This window comes from Pseudomonas sp. FR229a, from assembly GCF_030209115.1.
GTDB lineage: Bacteria > Pseudomonadota > Gammaproteobacteria > Pseudomonadales > Pseudomonadaceae > Aquipseudomonas > Aquipseudomonas moraviensis_A.
In genome coordinates this window covers 1-16,548 of sequence record NZ_JARVSP010000034.1, presented here as the reverse complement: position 1 = coordinate 16,548, position 16,548 = coordinate 1, and the positions used below count along the sequence as shown (strand labels likewise).

Below are 16,548 nucleotides of genomic sequence, written 5' to 3'. Positions count from 1 at the left end.
CGCGACTCATTCTGTTTCCTCTGGGCCCGACTGTTCAGGGGCAGTTGGAGCGGGATTGCGGGTGATGAACATCGCATCCCCGTAGCTGAAAAAGCGGTAACCGTTTTCAACGGCGGCCTTGTAGGCGGCCATGGTTTCGGGATAACCGGCAAACGCAGAAACCAGCATCAATAGCGTGGATTCCGGCAAATGGAAATTGGTCACCAGGGCATCGACCACATGAAACGGCCGGCCTGGGTAGATAAAGATGTCGGTGTCGCCACTGAACGGCTTGAGCACACCATCGCGCGCCGCACTTTCCAGCGAACGCACACTGGTGGTGCCGACCGCGATCACCCGACCGCCACGCGCGCGGCATGCCGCCACGGCATCGACCACGTCCTGGGCGACTTCCAGCCACTCGCTGTGCATGTGGTGATCTTCGATCTTCTCGACGCGCACCGGCTGAAACGTCCCCGCGCCGACGTGCAAGGTAACGAACGCCGTCTCGACGCCCTTGGCAGCAATCGCCTGCATCAGCGGCTCATCGAAATGCAGCCCCGCCGTCGGTGCCGCCACCGCGCCCAGACGCTGGGCATACACGGTCTGATAACGCTCGCGGTCCGAGCCTTCATCCGGGCGGTCTATATAAGGAGGCAACGGCATGTGCCCGACGCGGTCGAGCAGCGGCAACACTTCCTCGGCAAAACCCAGCTCGAACAACGCGTCATGACGCGCGAGCATCTCGGCTTCGCCACCACCGTCGATAAGGATCTTCGAACCCGGCTTGGGCGACTTGCTGGAGCGCACATGAGCCAGCACGCGGTGCGCGTCGAGCACGCGCTCGACAAGAATCTCCAGCTTGCCGCCGGACGCTTTCTGCCCGAAAAGCCGCGCCGGAATCACCCGGGTATTGTTGAACACCATCAAATCGCCCGGGCGCAAATGCTCAAGCAAATCAGTGAATTGACGGTGTGCCAGGGCGCCGCTCGGCCCATCGAGGGTCAGCAGGCGACTACCGCGACGCTCGGCCAACGGATGGCGGGCGATCAGCGAATCAGGAAGCTCGAAAGTAAAGTCAGCAACGCGCATGATGGGGTTCGTCTAGCAGGGCCGGAAAGTCTAGCGGAAATATCAAAAATTGACCATGAAACGTGATTGACCAACGGTAATCACCTCTCTATACTTCGCCGCCATTGAGCCCTGATGGCGGAATTGGTAGACGCGGCGGATTCAAAATCCGTTTTCGAAAGGAGTGGGAGTTCGAGTCTCCCTCGGGGCACCACATAGCAGTATCTGAGAGTCTCTACCAGCCTCTCAGACCCAGAGAAACCGGCCACTTGGCCGGTTTTTTTGTGCTTGTCTGTCTACCCCTGTCTCCCCTTATCCGTTGTATCCCTGTATCCCTACTTGTATCCTGAGAAAAATACCGAACTTTGGGATACAAGGATGAAGCGCGCAGACATCAAGCGCCGCCCTCTCGCTGACACGACACTTGCGGGATTGGAGCCGGAATCAAAGGAATACAGGGAGCTGGACGGAAACGGCCTCTACTTCAGGGTTAAACCTGATGGTGGTAAATCCTGGCAGCTCCGCTACAAACGTCCGGCGGGCAATTGGGCTTGGATGGGGCTCGGGGGTTACCCGGAAGTTAGCGGCGCGCTGGCAAGGGACAAAGCTGCCGATCTACGCAAAGTAGTGAGTAGCGGTGCCGACCCCCTTGAACAAAAGCGATCCGCGAAAGCTGCTATCGATGCGGCCAAGACCCGAACCTTTCGAGCTGCCGCTGATGCCTGGCTGAAGGCAAAAGAGGAAAAGGGTCTCGCACCCTCCACTCTCAACAAAATCCGCACCTACCTCGACAAAGACATACTCCCGGCACTGGGAGATAAGCCTCTAGACGAAATCACCCGTACCGACTGCGCGGAGCTCCAAGCATCCATCGAAGCCCGGGACGCACACAACGTGGCGGAAAAGTGTCGCACTTGGATCAATCAGATATTCGGGCGAGCCATCGGTTTGGGCCTCACGGAAAACGATCCGGGCAGTCGACTACGCGATATTGCAGCTCAAGCTCCGAAGACTCAGCAGCATCCCCATTTACTTGAGCCTGAGTTGGCAGAGTTCCTCCAAGCACTCAAAAACACTCCCAGCAGGCTGACGGCCCGGACTGCAGCATGGCTCTGTATCTGGACCGCATCTAGACCGGGCATGGTTCGGTTAGCTGAATGGAAAGAGTTCGACCTTGATAAAGCGTTATGGACCACGCCTGCCGCCAAGATGAAGATGCGCAGGGACTTTGTATGCCCACTCCCTAAGCAAGCGCTTTCCGCTCTCAAAGAACTTCACTGCCTCACTGGTCGTAGCCGCTGGCTGTTCCCCGGAGTGGGCGCGAAGAATCCAACGATTAGTGAAAACACAATCAATAAAGTCTTCGCGACGGTTGGTTACAAAGGCCGCTTGGTTGGGCATGGGACTCGTCACACCGCCAGCACTTTGCTCAGGGAACACGGCTGGCCGAAAGAGCATGTCGAAGCGCAGCTTGCTCACAAAGAAGAGGGAATATCCGGGGTATACAACAAGGCTCAATACCTAGAGCACAGGGTGAAGATGATGCAGTGGTATGCAGATCACCTTGATGCGTTGGCAAGCGACCAGGTGACCAAGGGACAATTTGGAAAAGCGGTATGAATGCACTTATCCATACCACCTCCAAAATCCATGTTACGAGTGTTACTCGTGTAACGGTGCCTGCCAAACACCCGGATTCATTGGCTTTGAACCCCGTTACACTCCAGCACGCCATTCCGTATACTCAATGTAACGCACGCCTATTGTGTAACGCTACAACAGGCCCCTTGCCTGCTGCGGGCCGACACTCCCTCACACTTGGCCATAGCGCAATGCCCGCTGGCTACGCTTGCAACTCGCAGGGCGCGGGACAGCGCGTTGCCCGTCGAGAGCCGTTCGCATGATTGATACCCACCCGATCTTGCACTCTGCGCTAACCGCTGGCCTGATCCAATATCTCTCAGAGCAGCCACTCTACGAGTTCTGCAATGAACAGATCACTGACCTGTGCGAGCTGATCAACCAGTGCTGCACTCGTATCCAGACCGGCGACATCAGCAGCGATATCAGCAGCATGTGCATCCAAACAACAATGCATGAAGAGGCTATTTTTCAGTACGCCTCAACCGACAAAAAAAATCGTCTCGCTCATTGGGTTCGCCAATACAGCAAGTGTCATTCAGCATCGGAACGCGAGGCATATGCAGCCTACATCATGGCCTGCGCAGTAAAAGCGCTGAGCGCCTTGGCTGACTGGATGCGCTCCACCGAACAAGAGGCTTGGTCGCATGTTGCCGAGCCTCCGACGGATTGGCCGTGGGACCTCTATTGCCAGGTTGTGGAAAGACAGGTCGATCCTAACGAACGTATTGAGGCATTGGACCAGTACGTGCTGTTTTTGGAGCCCATAACATCCCTACCCTGCTTGATCAGTGACGAGCTGACACCAATCGCTTACAGGGCAATCGAGAACTCTATCCGCACTAAGGGCGGCATCATCAGCGGAATGGAGCGTAACGAAGAAATCGGCGCACGGGATACAGCAATCATTAGGCAAGGTCGACACTACGTGGCTAGCGGAATGTCACGGCGAAACGTGACCACGGCGGTTCACGCCTGGCTAGAGCGGGAGGTGTCCAAACCATCCAAGCAGCGTGCTGAGTGGGTAACATTGGAAACCGAAAAAGCGCTAACTCGCAAAAGCGTCGAGGCGATTCTCAAACGTAATTTTGTGGTGTGACCGAAATTTCAATGTCATTTCAAAAGGAAGTGAACTGCTCACAGCAGAGTCGTTTCTAGATCATTGCTCTCAGTCCTAACCTGTTGAGAGCAAGACCTATGAAAGCTTCCAAGACCGATCTTTTCCGCGATAACACCACAACTCAAAGCCCACTTTTCGACGCCACTTCGACCTTGATCCGCATGCCCGAAGTTGAGGGCATCGTGGGCATGAAACGTTCAACCATCTACAAACTGATGCAGCGCATCGACTGCGGCTTCCCGCAGCCCGTCAAACTGAGCAACAGCAACGCTCGCGGCGCCCCTGTCGCTTGGGTCCTTTCCGAAGTTCAAGCGTGGGCGCGCAGCCGCATAAAGGCGCGTGATCAGGTGGCCGCATGAATATCAAGGTCGCCAGCAAAGCGCTTATGCACCCATTTTCGGTTCTTCGCCGCGTTGGTTTCACCTCCCAAACCATGCAGCGCTTTGAGCGCTTTCGCAGTCGAGAAGAAAAGAAAGGCCGCGTCGTTAGCGTACTCAAGTGGGCCGATGGGACCTGGTGCATTCTCGCCCTCCACTGCGAAAAGTTTGGCGTAGTGATCGTCGATGAAGGCCAGCAGATTGACGCTTACGAAGACGCCCACTCTCTGATCGAGGATGGATATCTGCCCCTTATCTCCCTGCGCTGGGAAGCCCACGCCTGAAACGAAAACGCCTCCGGGAGCGATCCGGAGGCGTTGAGGTGAATCTACATGCACGAACAATCTATGCCGCACCTGAAAAAACCGCAAGCCATCAGCGCAGTTGCACTTTGGAAAAACGGACGTTACTCTCTGACCGTTGCTGCAAATTCAGCGACCGGGTTTGGCGACCCGAGATACTTGGCGCACAGGCGCCCCAACCGACAGCAGGCGCTTTTTTTGTGCCCGCCGTTTCGTGTTATGGCAGCTGTGCGTGGGAGACCTTCGGGTCTGCCGGGTTCCAAGTTCCCGGTTCGCCAACCTGCGCACAGCTGCCACCTTAAATCGTTTGGCGACGATCAGCGGCAGCTCCATCCTCAAACTTGGAGCGTCACCTATGCCTGCACTCAATCCGTCCAAAATCCGCGCCGCTGCACACCGTGCAATGGCTCTCGCCGCTTTGCACGCCAACTCCAGCCTCGCTACACGTCTCTCCCGTTACAACGCTCACATGGCCAAAGCCCGCGCACTCGAAATCGCAGGTGGCGCCCAATGAACAACGCCTTGAGTTTCTCGCTGCCTGAAGACCTGCTTTGCGTGAATCCAAAAGCTGATGCCGGTGTACCCATCGACGCCATTACCTGCGCCATCGATCGTGCCGACTCAGTGCTGACGCTGCTTGAGGATCACTTCGAAAACGAATCCTCGCGCCTTGCCAACCATGTCATTGCCGCCGTGCTTTGGGATGTGCGCGGCACCCTCGGCCTAATCAAGACACTCGCCATGCACGGCGATAACACCTCGACGCCTGCTGTGCAGAAAGGCGGTGCGTTATGAGCGCTTCCACCACACCGGGCCACGCTACTTTTTCTCGCGTCAATGCCACCGACCTGAAGCTGTTTCGCGTCAATGCCGGAGTGCCAGTCGAGGACGCACTTGAGATGGTTTCGCTGCTTCAGCATCACGCGAATCAACTCAATTTCGACGCCGCCATGAGTGACAACGGCGAGCGTTTCAGTTGGCCCGCCCTATACCTGGGCGAGATGGCCAAAGCGCTGATCGACGACATCAACGACGCGCTGTTTCTGCAGAGGGCTGACGCATGAGCCAACGCCAGAACAACTCCGCAAAGCGCCCGAGCTTTGCCGACGTAAAAGCCGCCGCGCTGATAGACATTGATCGCGTCTTGTCGCATTGGCTGCCCAACGGCAAGCGCGTCGACGGCGGTAAGGAATACACCGCACCGAATCCGACCCGCAGCGACAAGCGCGCAGGCTCGCTCAAGATCAATTTGAGCAAGGGCACCTGGGCCGACTTCGCCACCGGAGATAAGGGCGGCGACCTGATCGATCTGGTGCGCTATCTGGACGGCGGCACCGACGTCGAAGCGTGCAACAAGCTGGCTGATTGGCTAAACGTTGCGCCCGGCGACGCCAAGACGAAGACCGCACCGATCAAACCCAAGGCGACGACATGGAACGCCATTCTGCCGATCCCGACCGAGGCCATGAACAAGTGCCCGGCCAAGCATCGTGATCACGGTGCACCGTCCAAGGTGTGGATTTATCGTGACGTGCAGGGTCACCCCCTCATGGCGCTTTACCGCTTCGACCTCGGCCCGAATGAAGACGGCAAGCCGAAGAAGGTCTTTGCGCCCCTGACGTGGTGTCAGCGTGCCGATAGCCAAACCAAGCAATGGCGCTGGCAAGGTCTGCCGGATCCGCGTCCGCTGCTGCGCCTTGATGAACTGGCCCAGCGAGCTGACGCACCGGTGGTTCTGTGCGAAGGCGAGAAAGCTGCCGATGCCGCCGCCAAGTTGCTGCCGGACTACGTGGCCTCCTGCTGGCCGAACGGCTCCAACTCCTGGCACAAAGCACAACTGACGCCGCTCAAGGGACGCGACGTTTTGTTGTGGCCGGACAACGACGACAGCGGTAAAGCCTGCATGGGCACTGTCGCCGAGAAGCTGCGGGAAATCGGCGCCGCTTCTGTCCGAGTCATCGCACTGGAGGTGTTCAAACGCAAGCCGACGCTCAAAAACGACCGTGCCGCGTTTGCCAAAGGTGGTAAATGGGATGACGGCGACGATGCCGCCGATGCACTCGGCAAAGGCTGGACTGCCGGCCACTTCGCCGAACTGGAAAGCAGCGGCGAGCTATTCGGAGTAATCGAAGAAAAACCAGTAGTTACCCAGGTGGAATCCAAGCCGGAACCGGAAGCGAAACCCAAAGCAGCGGCCAAGCGACCGGCAAAATCGAAAAACGACCTGATGCCGGCAGGCTTTCGCCTGACGCCCGAAGGTGTGTTTTATGCCGGCGACGACGGCGAAGCACGCCCGGTGTGTTCGCCACTGGCAATCCTTGCGCGTACCCGTGACGAGAAGGGCCACAACTGGGGTTTGTTGGTCGAGTTCGACGACCCCGACGGGACCAAGAAACGCTGGAACATTCCGGCGCGCACTATGACCGGCGACTTCGGTAAGGACGTGTTCGGCCCGTTGGTGGACATGGGGTTGCGTCTGGCGGGCAGCCGCTCGGGACGAAACGCACGCAACGATCTGCAGAGTTACCTGGGCGGCTTCGACAGTACTCAACGTGCGCGACTGGTCACCCGTTTGGGCTGGCATGACAACGCCTTTCTGTTGCCCGAGCAGCAGGTCGGCATACACGCGGAACACCTCCACTTCTACGAGGCCGGCGCGCAACTCCCGCCGATCAGCGAAGCGGGCACGCTCGAACAATGGCAACAGCAGATCGGCGCGCTATGTATCGGCAACCATCGCTTGGCGTTTGTCGTCGGTGTGGCCTTCGCCGGTCCGCTGCTGCACATGCTCGGCCATGAGTCAGGCGGCTTTCACCTTTACGGCGACAGCTCCGGCGGCAAGACCACCCACCTGCAAGTTGCCGCCTCAATCTATGGAGGCCCGCGTCTGGTGCGCTCGTGGCGCTCGACCGACAACGCGCTGGAGTCGATCGCTGCTGCGCATTCCGACGGGCTTCTGGTGCTCGATGAAATCGGCATGTGTGATGCTCGCATCATCGGCGAGACCGTGTACATGCTCGGCAACGGCACCGGCAAGGCCCGCGCCAATGATAGAGGCCAAGCGGGCCGACAGGTGCAGGAATGGCGCCTGCTGTTTCTCTCCACCGGTGAGAAGACTTTGGCCCAGCACATGGCCGAGGCCAACAAGGAGCTGAAAGCCGGCATGGAGGTACGCATGCTCGCCGTTCCGGCGGATGCCAGTAAAGGTCTTGGCATGTTCGACACGCTCAACGGTTTCGAAGATGCCGCCGCCCTGTCTGACACACTCAAGGCTCGCGTAGCGAACTATTACGGCACACCGCTCACAGCATTCCTGACTGCGCTGTGCGAACCTGGCAAGCGCCACGGCTGGGCGGCAATCCTACGCCGCACGCTGGAAGGCTTTATTGCCCAAGCGCTCCCCGCCTCTGCCAGTGGACAAGCACACCGTGCCGCCGCGCGCTTCGGTCTCGCGGCTGCTGCGGGCGAGCTGGCCACCGCGATGGGCATTACCGGCTGGCCGGACGGCACGGCCATCACAGCAGCTCGGGTGTGCTTGAACGCGTGGCTCCACGAGCGCGGTGGCGCCGGTAACTTCGAAGGCGATGCCATCTTGGCGCGGTTGCGCCAGGTCATCGAGCGCTTCGGCGAAAGCCGCTTCACCCGCTGGGAATCGGCGGCAGCGAAGATCGACGAACACGGCCCGCGCACCATCGACCGCCTCGGCTTTCGCAAGACACTGGAGCACGGCATGGGCGACACCATGCACACCACCAACACCTACTACGTGCTGCCCGAGGCTTGGCGCTCCGAAATCTTTCGGGGCATGAACATCAACGCCGTGAACAAGGAGCTGTTGCAGCGCGGCGTGCTGGAGCCGGCCAGCGATGGCAAGGCATCGAGTCTGGTCCGATTGCCCGGACTTGGGCCCCAGCGCTGCTACATCGTGAAGAGGATTCCAGGAACGGATGAGAGCGAGGCTCGGGCTACCTGAAGGCACGTCCGCTGATTGAGGTAGCGCCGGCTTATTCCCGGCCTCGCCAGCCGCTCATTCAACCCAAACCCAATTTTTGAAGGAACAAGACAGATGAACGAATTCCAAGCTTCTACCGAACAACACGAACTGCTGGCCGGCCGAGAGACCGCCGGGCTAGCACAGCCGGTTTCGGACATCACTGCCGCGACCGGTCATTGCGACAAGAAGCAACGGTTGATCGATGAGATCAACCAACTGACCGCCCAACGCGATAAATACCTGAGCGACGCTGAACAGCACTACGCCAAGATGGCGCCGTTGGAGGCGCTATTGGAAGGCGATGGGGTCATCGAGGACGACCGGTTGACCGAAATCCGCAAGGAGCACAGCAGCCTGAAACTCCCATACGACTCCAATAAGCACTATGCCTGGCTGCTCGATGCGAAGATCAATCGCCGCGAGAAACTACTCAATTATGAAACCCTGATGGCGGGTTACACCGAGTCGATGGCGAACTGGAAAGCCGATGAGCTAGAGCTCAACGAAAAACGCGACAGTCTCAGCACCCGCTTGGCGCAGATCCAGCAGCAAGCGGAAGAGGACATGACCAAGGCCCGGCAAGCCGAAACCGATGCCGCCACCGCTTATGCGCAGGCAGTGGCCTGGGGCGATACTGAGGGCGAAAAGAACGCCAATGCCGATGCGCAGAAGGCCGCGAAAAACCTTGCGACGGCAACCGAACACAATCGTCGCCAACACCTGATCATCACTGCGTTGGAACAGGAGCTGGCAATCGTTGACCAGCACATTGCCGAAGCGCAAAGGGAATACAGTTCGACCCAAGAAACCGCGATGTACCTTGCCCGCACTGTGCTTGAAGAACAGTGGAACGAACAAGCGCAAGCGCTGATGGAGCTGGGCGGCAAGCTGTGGGCTACCGAAGGGATGCTTGGAGGCGAACACCTCAGCCTGATGAAGCTGGTACTTCCAAAAGAAGGCGAAGACTTCCACAGCTGGAACTGGCGCGAACTGTTTGAGCGATCCCGCCAGTACAGCGTGCAAGACATCCTTTCACTGTAACTCGCTGAGCCACCGATACAGCCTACGCAGGTAGGCTGTTTAAACCTCCATAGGCTACAAAATGATCATTCAAATAGACCTCAGAAATTATCCCAACTGGAAAGACCTACTTAAAGCACGAATAGACGCCTTGAAGTAAATTCTGGAATTCGTGGACAAACCCCGCATAAAAACGAAAGTCGAGATTCTCACCGTAAAATTGATCAAGGCGGAGATCATCAGCATCCGAGAGTATCTGAAACCGTTAGAATAGCGCTGAACTTTGAACCACAGGAACATTCAAACAGTCGCCAAACAAATATAGGAAATAAGCATGTCCAAACTTGTCGAATACCGTCAGCTGGAAAGACACCTCGCTGAGCAGCTCCAAGCACTGGAGTCGATGAAGAGCGACGGCGCGCTGAAAAAAGAGATCGAGTTCGAGACCAAGCTTCGCGAGCTGCTGAATCAGTACGGTTTCAGCCTCAAGCACATCATCAACCTGCTGAATCCACAAAGCACGAAGCGCGCTCCAACGCCGACGGCGTCACCTGGCAAGCGCAAGCCTCGCGAACTCAAGGTCTACAAGAACCCACACACCGGCGAAGTGGTTGAAACCAAAGGTGGCAATCACAAAACGCTTAAAGCGTGGAAAATCAAGCATGGCGCAGACGAGGTTGGGAGCTGGTTAGCCCAGTAAAATTTGATTTAATGAAAAAGGACCCTATGAGGTCCTTTTTTTTGGGGGGAATTCAACCTAAATTAGAGATATTCGTAAGAATTATGGAGAAACCAATTTTCTCCAATCCAATCAAGCAAGGGAGATGGAACAGACAGATAGAGAAACTCGATGAAGAACAACAAACCTATAAATATTTCAGGGTCAGGCAACAGCGAATTGGGAGCAGACGAATAACCATGGTAATTTTTCTTTCCGACTGGCCATTTCATGAAAAACATCTCTCATAATTAATTCTTAGAGAAGGCCCATCGTATAAAAATCCTACTTTCCTCATCTATAGCACCATCACCCAGGAATTACGAACCATGGGACGAGATGTTACATTGTACCCAAAGAAGGCATCTAGAAGGGAGCTAAGAGAATACTTAGAGAGTCTTGGCTTTCAAAAATGTGGTCACTTTTGGGACTGGCCTAAGGGCACTCTAAATTACTCATGGTTCGAACGCCAAGACTTCAAGTCTATCGATGGCGTTTCCGCCGACATTTTCCCGACATCTGCGGACGAAAAAAAAATTACAGGAAATGATTGGGCCTTACACGTGCGCAACTTATATAGCGCGAGCTGGCACGATGTAGAAATGCTGAACAACGTCCTAAGAGGTGCGAGAAAAAAATTTGGTGGAACTATAAAGGGCGACTATGGAACAAATAAGTATGCCCCACTATGGGAAGACGACAGCACACCAATAAGCCGAGGAATATCAGGAATTTACGAACATGTCACCCAACAAATATCCTCCGTTAAATTCTCTCTTCCGCCACCATCGATAGACCACAAAAATTTGTCCGGAAACAAAATTGACGATTTCTTAGAGTTTGCAAACACCTTAGATCCCAGCCGAGTAATTTACAACGGACTCGTGCCTTTTGCAGTTGCGATGTTTGAGTACTTTTTCTCGCAATCATTTCAGATATTAATTGCCTATGATAAACAAGCACTTGAAAAAAGAAAGACCCATAAAGCTAAAATAGACTTCTCCACAATGCTTAATGTCCAGCAAAAAAGACAAACAATAGAAAGCATAATAGCCGAAGGCTACACCTTCCAAAATCTAGACCAGCTTAACAAAGCTTACAAAGACTGGCTGGATATCGATGTTAGAAAAATTCTATATAAAAAAAGACGCATTGGCCAATCTATAACTTTTTTAGAAAACAAAATCTCAGAAATAATCCAATATCGCCACGGTATAGTGCATCACTTCGCAATAGACAGGAGCCTGAGCAAAGAAGCGTACATACATATACTTGACGCCATCTCACTGACTATAAAAGAATTTATCTCCCATATCGAATTAAAATACAACATAAAAATCAATAATTACTAGATAAGAGCTCACCACATCACACACTACAACCGCCGACAATAAAGAACTTAAACATCCAGCATCGAAAGAAAAACGATGCTGGACGCCACCATCAAGTTCAATGACCCGACAAAGTTCCATTTGCCAGCGGCGTGGTCAAAACACTACTAACTCCACCTCTCTCAAGCGATGATGCAATGGTAAGATTTTTCTTAGTTCGACTTGCACCAACGTATATTCGTGAAATATATCTTCTCTTCGCCCCCTCGCTAAGATACTCGCTAGTCAAGTCCGCCTCATCCGCATGAATCAAAAATACGTGTTCAAATTGTAATCCAGAAACATACTCTGGCATGCTGAATATACACTTTTTCTTAGCATATCTCAGCTCTTTCAAATCTTCCCTAGATTTAATTGGAATATGATACTTCTTTATCCTTCCAACCTCTAAATAGCGCTCATAAAGTTCGGTATTCAAACAAAGCACAGCTACTTGCTGCCCTCCCTCCGAGTTACTAGCAGCAAGTCGCTGAGCGGTTTCAAAGATCGTATCAATCAGTTCGATATCAGTCCTGAATACATCGAGCTTCGGTACAGGCCCCTGCTCTAAACTTGAAGTAGCTGTGTAGTTTATAAACTCCCCCTCAAGATCCATCGCAGGAAATGCACCGTCGATATCTGACAGAAAACTAGTAATTTGAGGCGTATATCGGAATACCTGATTCAGCTCCATCGCCACCGACGCACCAACACCAGGGTTCACAAACCGAGCAATTCCACCGGACAAAGGCGCATCAGTGGTACTCTGTTTCAAGTCGTAAGCCATTATGATTGGCCATCTCCCTTCAGTAGCAGAGCGGGGCTTGAAAAGAGGCTGGAATGTCATAGCCTCTATTTTTGTAAAAAAATGGTATTCATCTACATAAATTTGATCAAATCCGTCACGATCACGAAGCTGGTCCCATTCATAGGTATTCAAGTATCTGCAAAAATCTGCAATCATCTGGTCTAGGCTGAAAAACTTTTCCTGCTTCAACTTGATGCGATACATTTCATATATTTCAAGAATTACACGCCGCTCCGACGGAGTGTACAATTGCATCTGCCACCTATCACGCTGAGAGGATATATATTGCTCAGCCTCTTTCGATCCCTTTCTGATATTTTCCGCATCTAGCGTGCAGGCAAATTCGTTCACGATCTCGTCAATAAGCTCTGGATGATATCTATCCTCATGAATCCTGACCTTTAGCATCTCACAGCTGTCAAGCAGCTCGATATTTATATAGGCATCATTCTTAATCGCTATGATAATCTCTTTAATTATATCCCTCTGAAGCTCCCTACCTTCAGTTCCATCTATAGAGATTGGCCTAAGTCCCTTTTTCTGATAATCCAATTTTGCTTGGGCGAGTTCATATAGCGTACCTATCAAAAGCTTTTTCTCACCGTCCCTAGTAAGAAGCTCACTCCACCTGCCGCTTGGATCCAGCGCATAGAGCATACCTCGTACTACTTCCTGAGCCAGGGCAGAACTATGAGTCAGAAATAAAAAGGTTTTATCTCCTCCAATATCAGCGTCATGGTATAACTCTTTTAGGCATTTTATTACCATGGCTTGAGTTTTGCCGGTCCCCGCAGCTCCACGCAGCCTAATAGGAGATTTAGTATCACTATTGACGAACGCTAATTGTTCATCTGTTAAAATTCTTTCTACCCACTCTGAAATATCCCCCGGTCTAGCAAGAAAGCTACCCAACGGTTTGCTGAGCACCAAACCATAGTTCCCAGCGGCCAGTGGCTTCGGCAGGGGGTCTTCAGTCAAAATAGCATCTAGGTATCCGTCTACAGCTTTTTTGTAAACTTCTATGTTTGAAGGGGCTTCAGTTAGTATTTTTGGGCCATCAGTTATCGCATAAGCATATATATTATTTGACTCATCAGGAGACCTATTAAAATAAACCCTGACATTGCTCTTTCTCGAAAGATTCGTTGCAAATATACTAAATAAAGATCCATCATTAAATGGCGACCACTGAACGGGTATCGATATACCTCGATCAAACTGACGTAGCGCCACCCTAATAATCCTTTCAAAAATCTGGAGTGGATTTATCGTCGAACTGAAAACCCCATCAGACCTTGTATTAACAACTAAAAGGCCACTTTTCTCATCAGCGTCTCCAGTAAAAATATACGCGATATTATTATGCACGACGCGCCTCAGCTCCCCTCCCTGAGGAGGAACCCCGAACTCTGCAAACCAATCCTCTTCAATGATTGCAGAATCAAGAATAGATAAAGCCGATTGTTCAATTACAATTGCATCCAGGCTCATACAACCTCCTTAAATATATTGTTAGCACTGAAACTTGCGCTGGAAGATGTAGCAGTTTCGAATTCGGCAGTCATACCGATTCGAGAAAAAAGAAAAGTGGTTTTTTGAACGACAGAATATTTTACTCGATCTGCCAACCTGCACATCCTGAAAAACGAATATGGTTTACCCTCTATTCGTGCATTTGCTTCAGAAGTAAAAATATTCTCATCATGAACTGAGTATATATGCCTCAACAGAGCAACACACCCATTAGCCAATTCATCAGGTAGGCGAGGTATAAAAAAATAATCTGGAAACCCATCATCTTTTGTTAAATGCTTTCGCGCATCTTCAGCTAACTTCTCCATTCCAAGATTGAATAGCCGTGCAGTTTTCTGGATTTTCTCCAGAGCGCTACTCTCAGCACTTGAAGAAATTACAAACAACCCTTCAATCTTATTCCTAATGTCGCCTGGACACTCATCAGTAACCAGCTTTGATAAAAATGACTCAAACCCAACTTCGCCAATCCAAGCCAGCAATTTTTGCTCTGTTATCTGAGACAATCCTTTGTCTTTAAGTTTTTTATTTACAAATTCCAAAACAGGCTTTGCCTGCCTTGTTTGAATCCTTTCAATCTCTTCAAGAGCCCACCTCGTATCCATGTAAACTTGAGTTGGTACAACCTCAATCCAAGTGTAGTGATTCTTGTGTTTACTCTTGGCGATATCGCAGTCAGCAGTAATAACTAAACCGTAAGTATCACCCAATTTGCTTTTTTTCTTTATTATATCGCCCTGCCGTATTGGCAAGTCATCAGATATAGCAGTATAAATTATATCCATATAAATTCCCCATACACACTTAAGCTTTCACAATCGACGTTTTGAGACAACACGAACAGGGATAGCTATCGATTGTATACATACAAAAAATCACCATCCCTGTTGTCTGGCGGAGCTCAGATTTTTACGGCGAAGCCAGAATGCCACTACGGATCTTCGAGCGCAACTTAACGCATATTTTGTATTCGGATCCATCAGACGTTAGCCGTAGCGCCAAAGAGATGAGATAAATTTTCATTTAGCCATCTTTACTACATCTGCATCCGCCGCTTTGGTAAACCAAGCGGCTCAATCAAAATTAAACCGACCGGGAAAGGTGTAGAAGCCACAAAAATTTCTTTTTCTCAAGCTAATAATGTGAGCCTAACCTTTTTCTATTGAGCAGGTGCGCCTCCACATAATTCGTTCTGTAGCGACGATGAATCTTAGTCGCCGCCCCCCTTTTGTCTTTCGAATTTGGCGCGAAGACCGTTACACCGTTGGTCGTTGTTACACACAACACTCGAGAGGAGCAGGTAAGGTGTAACTCATGATTTATCCTTGAAATTCATATAGTTATCTTAAACCGTCACACCTGTAACACTAGTAACACGATTTTTGAGTGGGCCGCCCCACTCCCCCTACGCAGAGACTCCAACAGCGGACAGAATAGGATCTCTATAGCGATATTCACATTCTGGGAACCCATGGGATTTTGTGAGTGAGAGACAGCCCAGCTTTGAGCAGGTGAACCGGGAGATCTAACTGTTCACCAGTGCAAGTGTCGCGGAAATTCGCCCGGCCCAGAGCAAACCTGAAAGATACCGGGCGTAAAACCTGCGTGAGCTTGGTAGTGGTTGATGTTTGCCTTGGTTGACAGGTTGACGGCTCGAGACGTGAAAAATCATCGACACGAAAGACCATCGTTACCAATGCGGTAATGACCGTCTTTTTTCAACTAAATCCTTTCGATTTCAATGACTGAAATTTCAGTAAGCTGGAGGGCATGCGACTACCAAGATCCCGCGGGTTTCCGACCCCGTATAGAAGGAATACTCCCAGGGTCCCCAGCGGTGTTGAGACCTGCTCGAGCATCACAGCACCAGCACACGGTCCGTCAGTTCAAACGTATACTCGCTGCGGGCCAGAAAGGTTGGAGTGAATCATGGAAGACAAAGTCTTATTGGTTTCAGTACTTAAACGTATCAACGAGAACCAGCTTGCGTTAGGTGCAGCCGTAGAGGAGCTTTCAAAATGGGTAGAGCAGCGAGGCTCAGTAGACGTGGCCGATAACGTTCGAGGCGCCTTAGCCGCACTGGATAGGAATGAAGGGTTTCTGACTCTCGCACTCATCTCACTTTCTGCTGAGGCCGGCTCTGATGGAAAATTCGAGTAACCAGGACGTTACGTCCAGAAATCCACCCTCGACGCTGTTCAAATACTTGCATCCCGACCGGATCGATGTGCTGGAGGCGTGCAAAATTTGCTTTGCCTCTCCACTCAACCTCAACGACCCATTTGAGTTAAAACCACCTATCCGCCTGTATGAGTCAGAAGAGACGATGTGGGCAACACTCGACCTATTAATCCCCAAAATGGTCGAAGAAACGTTTGCAGGACTGCCACCAGCCGCAAGAGCCTTGATAACCAAAGAGCAAATCGAGTCCCAAGCGCGCTCTCAAATGCTGTCTAAAAATGATGGAATCGTCAGCATCCTCAGGGACCTAACACCTTCCCTCCACTCTCGATTCAAAGAAGAAATGGAAAAGAAGGTCGGCATACTCTGTCTGACGGAGTGTTCTGGTCAAACGATACTGGACACGGTTATAGGGTTTAGGTCATTTCTCATGC

16 protein-coding genes and 1 tRNA gene are annotated in these 16,548 nt (G+C 52.1%); 14 read left to right on the top strand and 3 right to left on the bottom strand.

Annotated elements, in window-relative coordinates:
- Positions 1-6 precede the first annotated feature (6 nt).
- The gene (gene queA / locus QRN33_RS24690; RefSeq protein ID WP_285410691.1) at positions 7-1,071 is read right to left on the bottom strand and encodes a tRNA preQ1(34) S-adenosylmethionine ribosyltransferase-isomerase QueA; all 1,065 of its coding nucleotides are present in this window, start codon (positions 1,069-1,071) and stop codon (positions 7-9) included.
- A 108-nt stretch (positions 1,072-1,179) separates the two neighbouring features.
- Between queA and QRN33_RS24685 the strand changes: the two genes are divergently transcribed.
- The 12 genes from QRN33_RS24685 (at position 1,180) to QRN33_RS24630 (ending at position 11,574) form a co-directional block, all read left to right on the top strand.
- Positions 1,180-1,264 (top strand) — tRNA-Leu (locus tag QRN33_RS24685).
- A 164-nt stretch (positions 1,265-1,428) separates the two neighbouring features.
- A complete protein-coding gene (locus tag QRN33_RS24680) occupies positions 1,429-2,670 on the top strand; it encodes a tyrosine-type recombinase/integrase (protein ID WP_285410690.1) in 1,242 nt (413 codons plus the stop codon).
- Between the two features lie 280 nt (positions 2,671-2,950).
- Positions 2,951-3,790, top strand: a complete 840-nt coding sequence (locus QRN33_RS24675; RefSeq protein WP_285410689.1) for a hypothetical protein — start codon at positions 2,951-2,953, stop codon at positions 3,788-3,790.
- Between the two features lie 98 nt (positions 3,791-3,888).
- On the top strand, positions 3,889-4,170 hold the full coding sequence (locus QRN33_RS24670; RefSeq protein WP_285410688.1) for a helix-turn-helix transcriptional regulator: 282 nt from the start codon (positions 3,889-3,891) through the stop codon (positions 4,168-4,170).
- Positions 4,167-4,472, top strand: coding sequence for a hypothetical protein (locus QRN33_RS24665; RefSeq protein WP_285410687.1), 306 nt, complete (start codon positions 4,167-4,169; stop codon positions 4,470-4,472). The genes QRN33_RS24670 and QRN33_RS24665 overlap by 4 nt, the downstream gene beginning before the upstream one ends.
- Positions 4,473-4,845: 373 nt before the next feature.
- The gene (locus QRN33_RS24660; RefSeq protein ID WP_285410686.1) at positions 4,846-5,004 is read left to right on the top strand and encodes a hypothetical protein; all 159 of its coding nucleotides are present in this window, start codon (positions 4,846-4,848) and stop codon (positions 5,002-5,004) included.
- Complete coding sequence (locus QRN33_RS24655; protein ID WP_285410685.1) at positions 5,001-5,285, top strand: hypothetical protein; 285 nt, start codon at positions 5,001-5,003, stop codon at positions 5,283-5,285. Before QRN33_RS24660 ends, QRN33_RS24655 begins: the two co-directional genes overlap by 4 nt.
- Positions 5,282-5,554, top strand: a complete 273-nt coding sequence (locus tag QRN33_RS24650) for a DUF3077 domain-containing protein (RefSeq protein WP_122603227.1) — start codon at positions 5,282-5,284, stop codon at positions 5,552-5,554. Before QRN33_RS24655 ends, QRN33_RS24650 begins: the two co-directional genes overlap by 4 nt.
- Entirely contained in the window at positions 5,551-8,463 is a 2,913-nt protein-coding gene (locus QRN33_RS24645) for a DUF927 domain-containing protein (protein ID WP_285410684.1), read from the top strand. The genes QRN33_RS24650 and QRN33_RS24645 overlap by 4 nt, the downstream gene beginning before the upstream one ends.
- 219 nt (positions 8,464-8,682) lie before the next feature.
- On the top strand, positions 8,683-9,525 hold the full coding sequence (locus QRN33_RS24640; RefSeq protein ID WP_285410752.1) for a chromosome segregation protein SMC: 843 nt from the start codon (positions 8,683-8,685) through the stop codon (positions 9,523-9,525).
- A gap of 313 nt (positions 9,526-9,838) precedes the next feature.
- Entirely contained in the window at positions 9,839-10,204 is a 366-nt protein-coding gene (locus QRN33_RS24635; protein ID WP_285410683.1) for a histone-like nucleoid-structuring protein, MvaT/MvaU family, read from the top strand.
- 347 nt (positions 10,205-10,551) lie between these two features.
- Positions 10,552-11,574, top strand: a complete 1,023-nt coding sequence (locus QRN33_RS24630; RefSeq protein WP_285410682.1) for a hypothetical protein — start codon at positions 10,552-10,554, stop codon at positions 11,572-11,574.
- 97 nt (positions 11,575-11,671) lie between these two features.
- Here QRN33_RS24630 and QRN33_RS24625 read toward each other — a convergent pair whose 3' ends face one another.
- Both QRN33_RS24625 and QRN33_RS24620 read right to left on the bottom strand, forming a co-directional pair.
- Positions 11,672-13,891, bottom strand: a complete 2,220-nt coding sequence (locus tag QRN33_RS24625) for a UvrD-helicase domain-containing protein (RefSeq protein WP_285410681.1) — start codon at positions 13,889-13,891, stop codon at positions 11,672-11,674.
- Positions 13,888-14,718, bottom strand: a complete 831-nt coding sequence (locus QRN33_RS24620; protein ID WP_285410680.1) for a hypothetical protein — start codon at positions 14,716-14,718, stop codon at positions 13,888-13,890. The genes QRN33_RS24625 and QRN33_RS24620 overlap by 4 nt, the downstream gene beginning before the upstream one ends.
- Before the next feature lie 1,144 nt (positions 14,719-15,862).
- Here QRN33_RS24620 and QRN33_RS24615 point away from each other — a divergent pair.
- Together QRN33_RS24615 and QRN33_RS24610 are read left to right on the top strand one after the other, a co-directional pair.
- Entirely contained in the window at positions 15,863-16,093 is a 231-nt protein-coding gene (locus QRN33_RS24615; protein WP_285410679.1) for a hypothetical protein, read from the top strand.
- Positions 16,077-16,548, top strand: a 472-nt coding sequence (locus QRN33_RS24610) for a hypothetical protein (protein ID WP_285410678.1), incomplete at its 3' end; no start/stop codon positions are given. The genes QRN33_RS24615 and QRN33_RS24610, both read left to right, overlap by 17 nt.

Bases quoted from the DNA above. Each gene is read 5' to 3' on its own strand.
- queA (WP_285410691.1), bottom strand. From the start codon at position 1,071: ATGCGCGTTGCTGACTTTACTTTCGAGCTTCCTGATTCGCTGATCGCC.
- QRN33_RS24680 (WP_285410690.1), top strand. From the start codon at position 1,429: ATGAAGCGCGCAGACATCAAGCGCCGCCCTCTCGCTGACACGACACTT.
- QRN33_RS24675 (WP_285410689.1), top strand. From the start codon at position 2,951: ATGATTGATACCCACCCGATCTTGCACTCTGCGCTAACCGCTGGCCTG.
- QRN33_RS24670 (WP_285410688.1), top strand. From the start codon at position 3,889: ATGAAAGCTTCCAAGACCGATCTTTTCCGCGATAACACCACAACTCAA.
- QRN33_RS24665 (WP_285410687.1), top strand. From the start codon at position 4,167: ATGAATATCAAGGTCGCCAGCAAAGCGCTTATGCACCCATTTTCGGTT.
- QRN33_RS24660 (WP_285410686.1), top strand. From the start codon at position 4,846: ATGCCTGCACTCAATCCGTCCAAAATCCGCGCCGCTGCACACCGTGCA.
- QRN33_RS24655 (WP_285410685.1), top strand. From the start codon at position 5,001: ATGAACAACGCCTTGAGTTTCTCGCTGCCTGAAGACCTGCTTTGCGTG.
- QRN33_RS24650 (WP_122603227.1), top strand. From the start codon at position 5,282: ATGAGCGCTTCCACCACACCGGGCCACGCTACTTTTTCTCGCGTCAAT.
- QRN33_RS24645 (WP_285410684.1), top strand. From the start codon at position 5,551: ATGAGCCAACGCCAGAACAACTCCGCAAAGCGCCCGAGCTTTGCCGAC.
- QRN33_RS24635 (WP_285410683.1), top strand. From the start codon at position 9,839: ATGTCCAAACTTGTCGAATACCGTCAGCTGGAAAGACACCTCGCTGAG.
- QRN33_RS24630 (WP_285410682.1), top strand. From the start codon at position 10,552: ATGGGACGAGATGTTACATTGTACCCAAAGAAGGCATCTAGAAGGGAG.
- QRN33_RS24625 (WP_285410681.1), bottom strand. From the start codon at position 13,891: ATGAGCCTGGATGCAATTGTAATTGAACAATCGGCTTTATCTATTCTT.
- QRN33_RS24620 (WP_285410680.1), bottom strand. From the start codon at position 14,718: ATGGATATAATTTATACTGCTATATCTGATGACTTGCCAATACGGCAG.
- QRN33_RS24615 (WP_285410679.1), top strand. From the start codon at position 15,863: ATGGAAGACAAAGTCTTATTGGTTTCAGTACTTAAACGTATCAACGAG.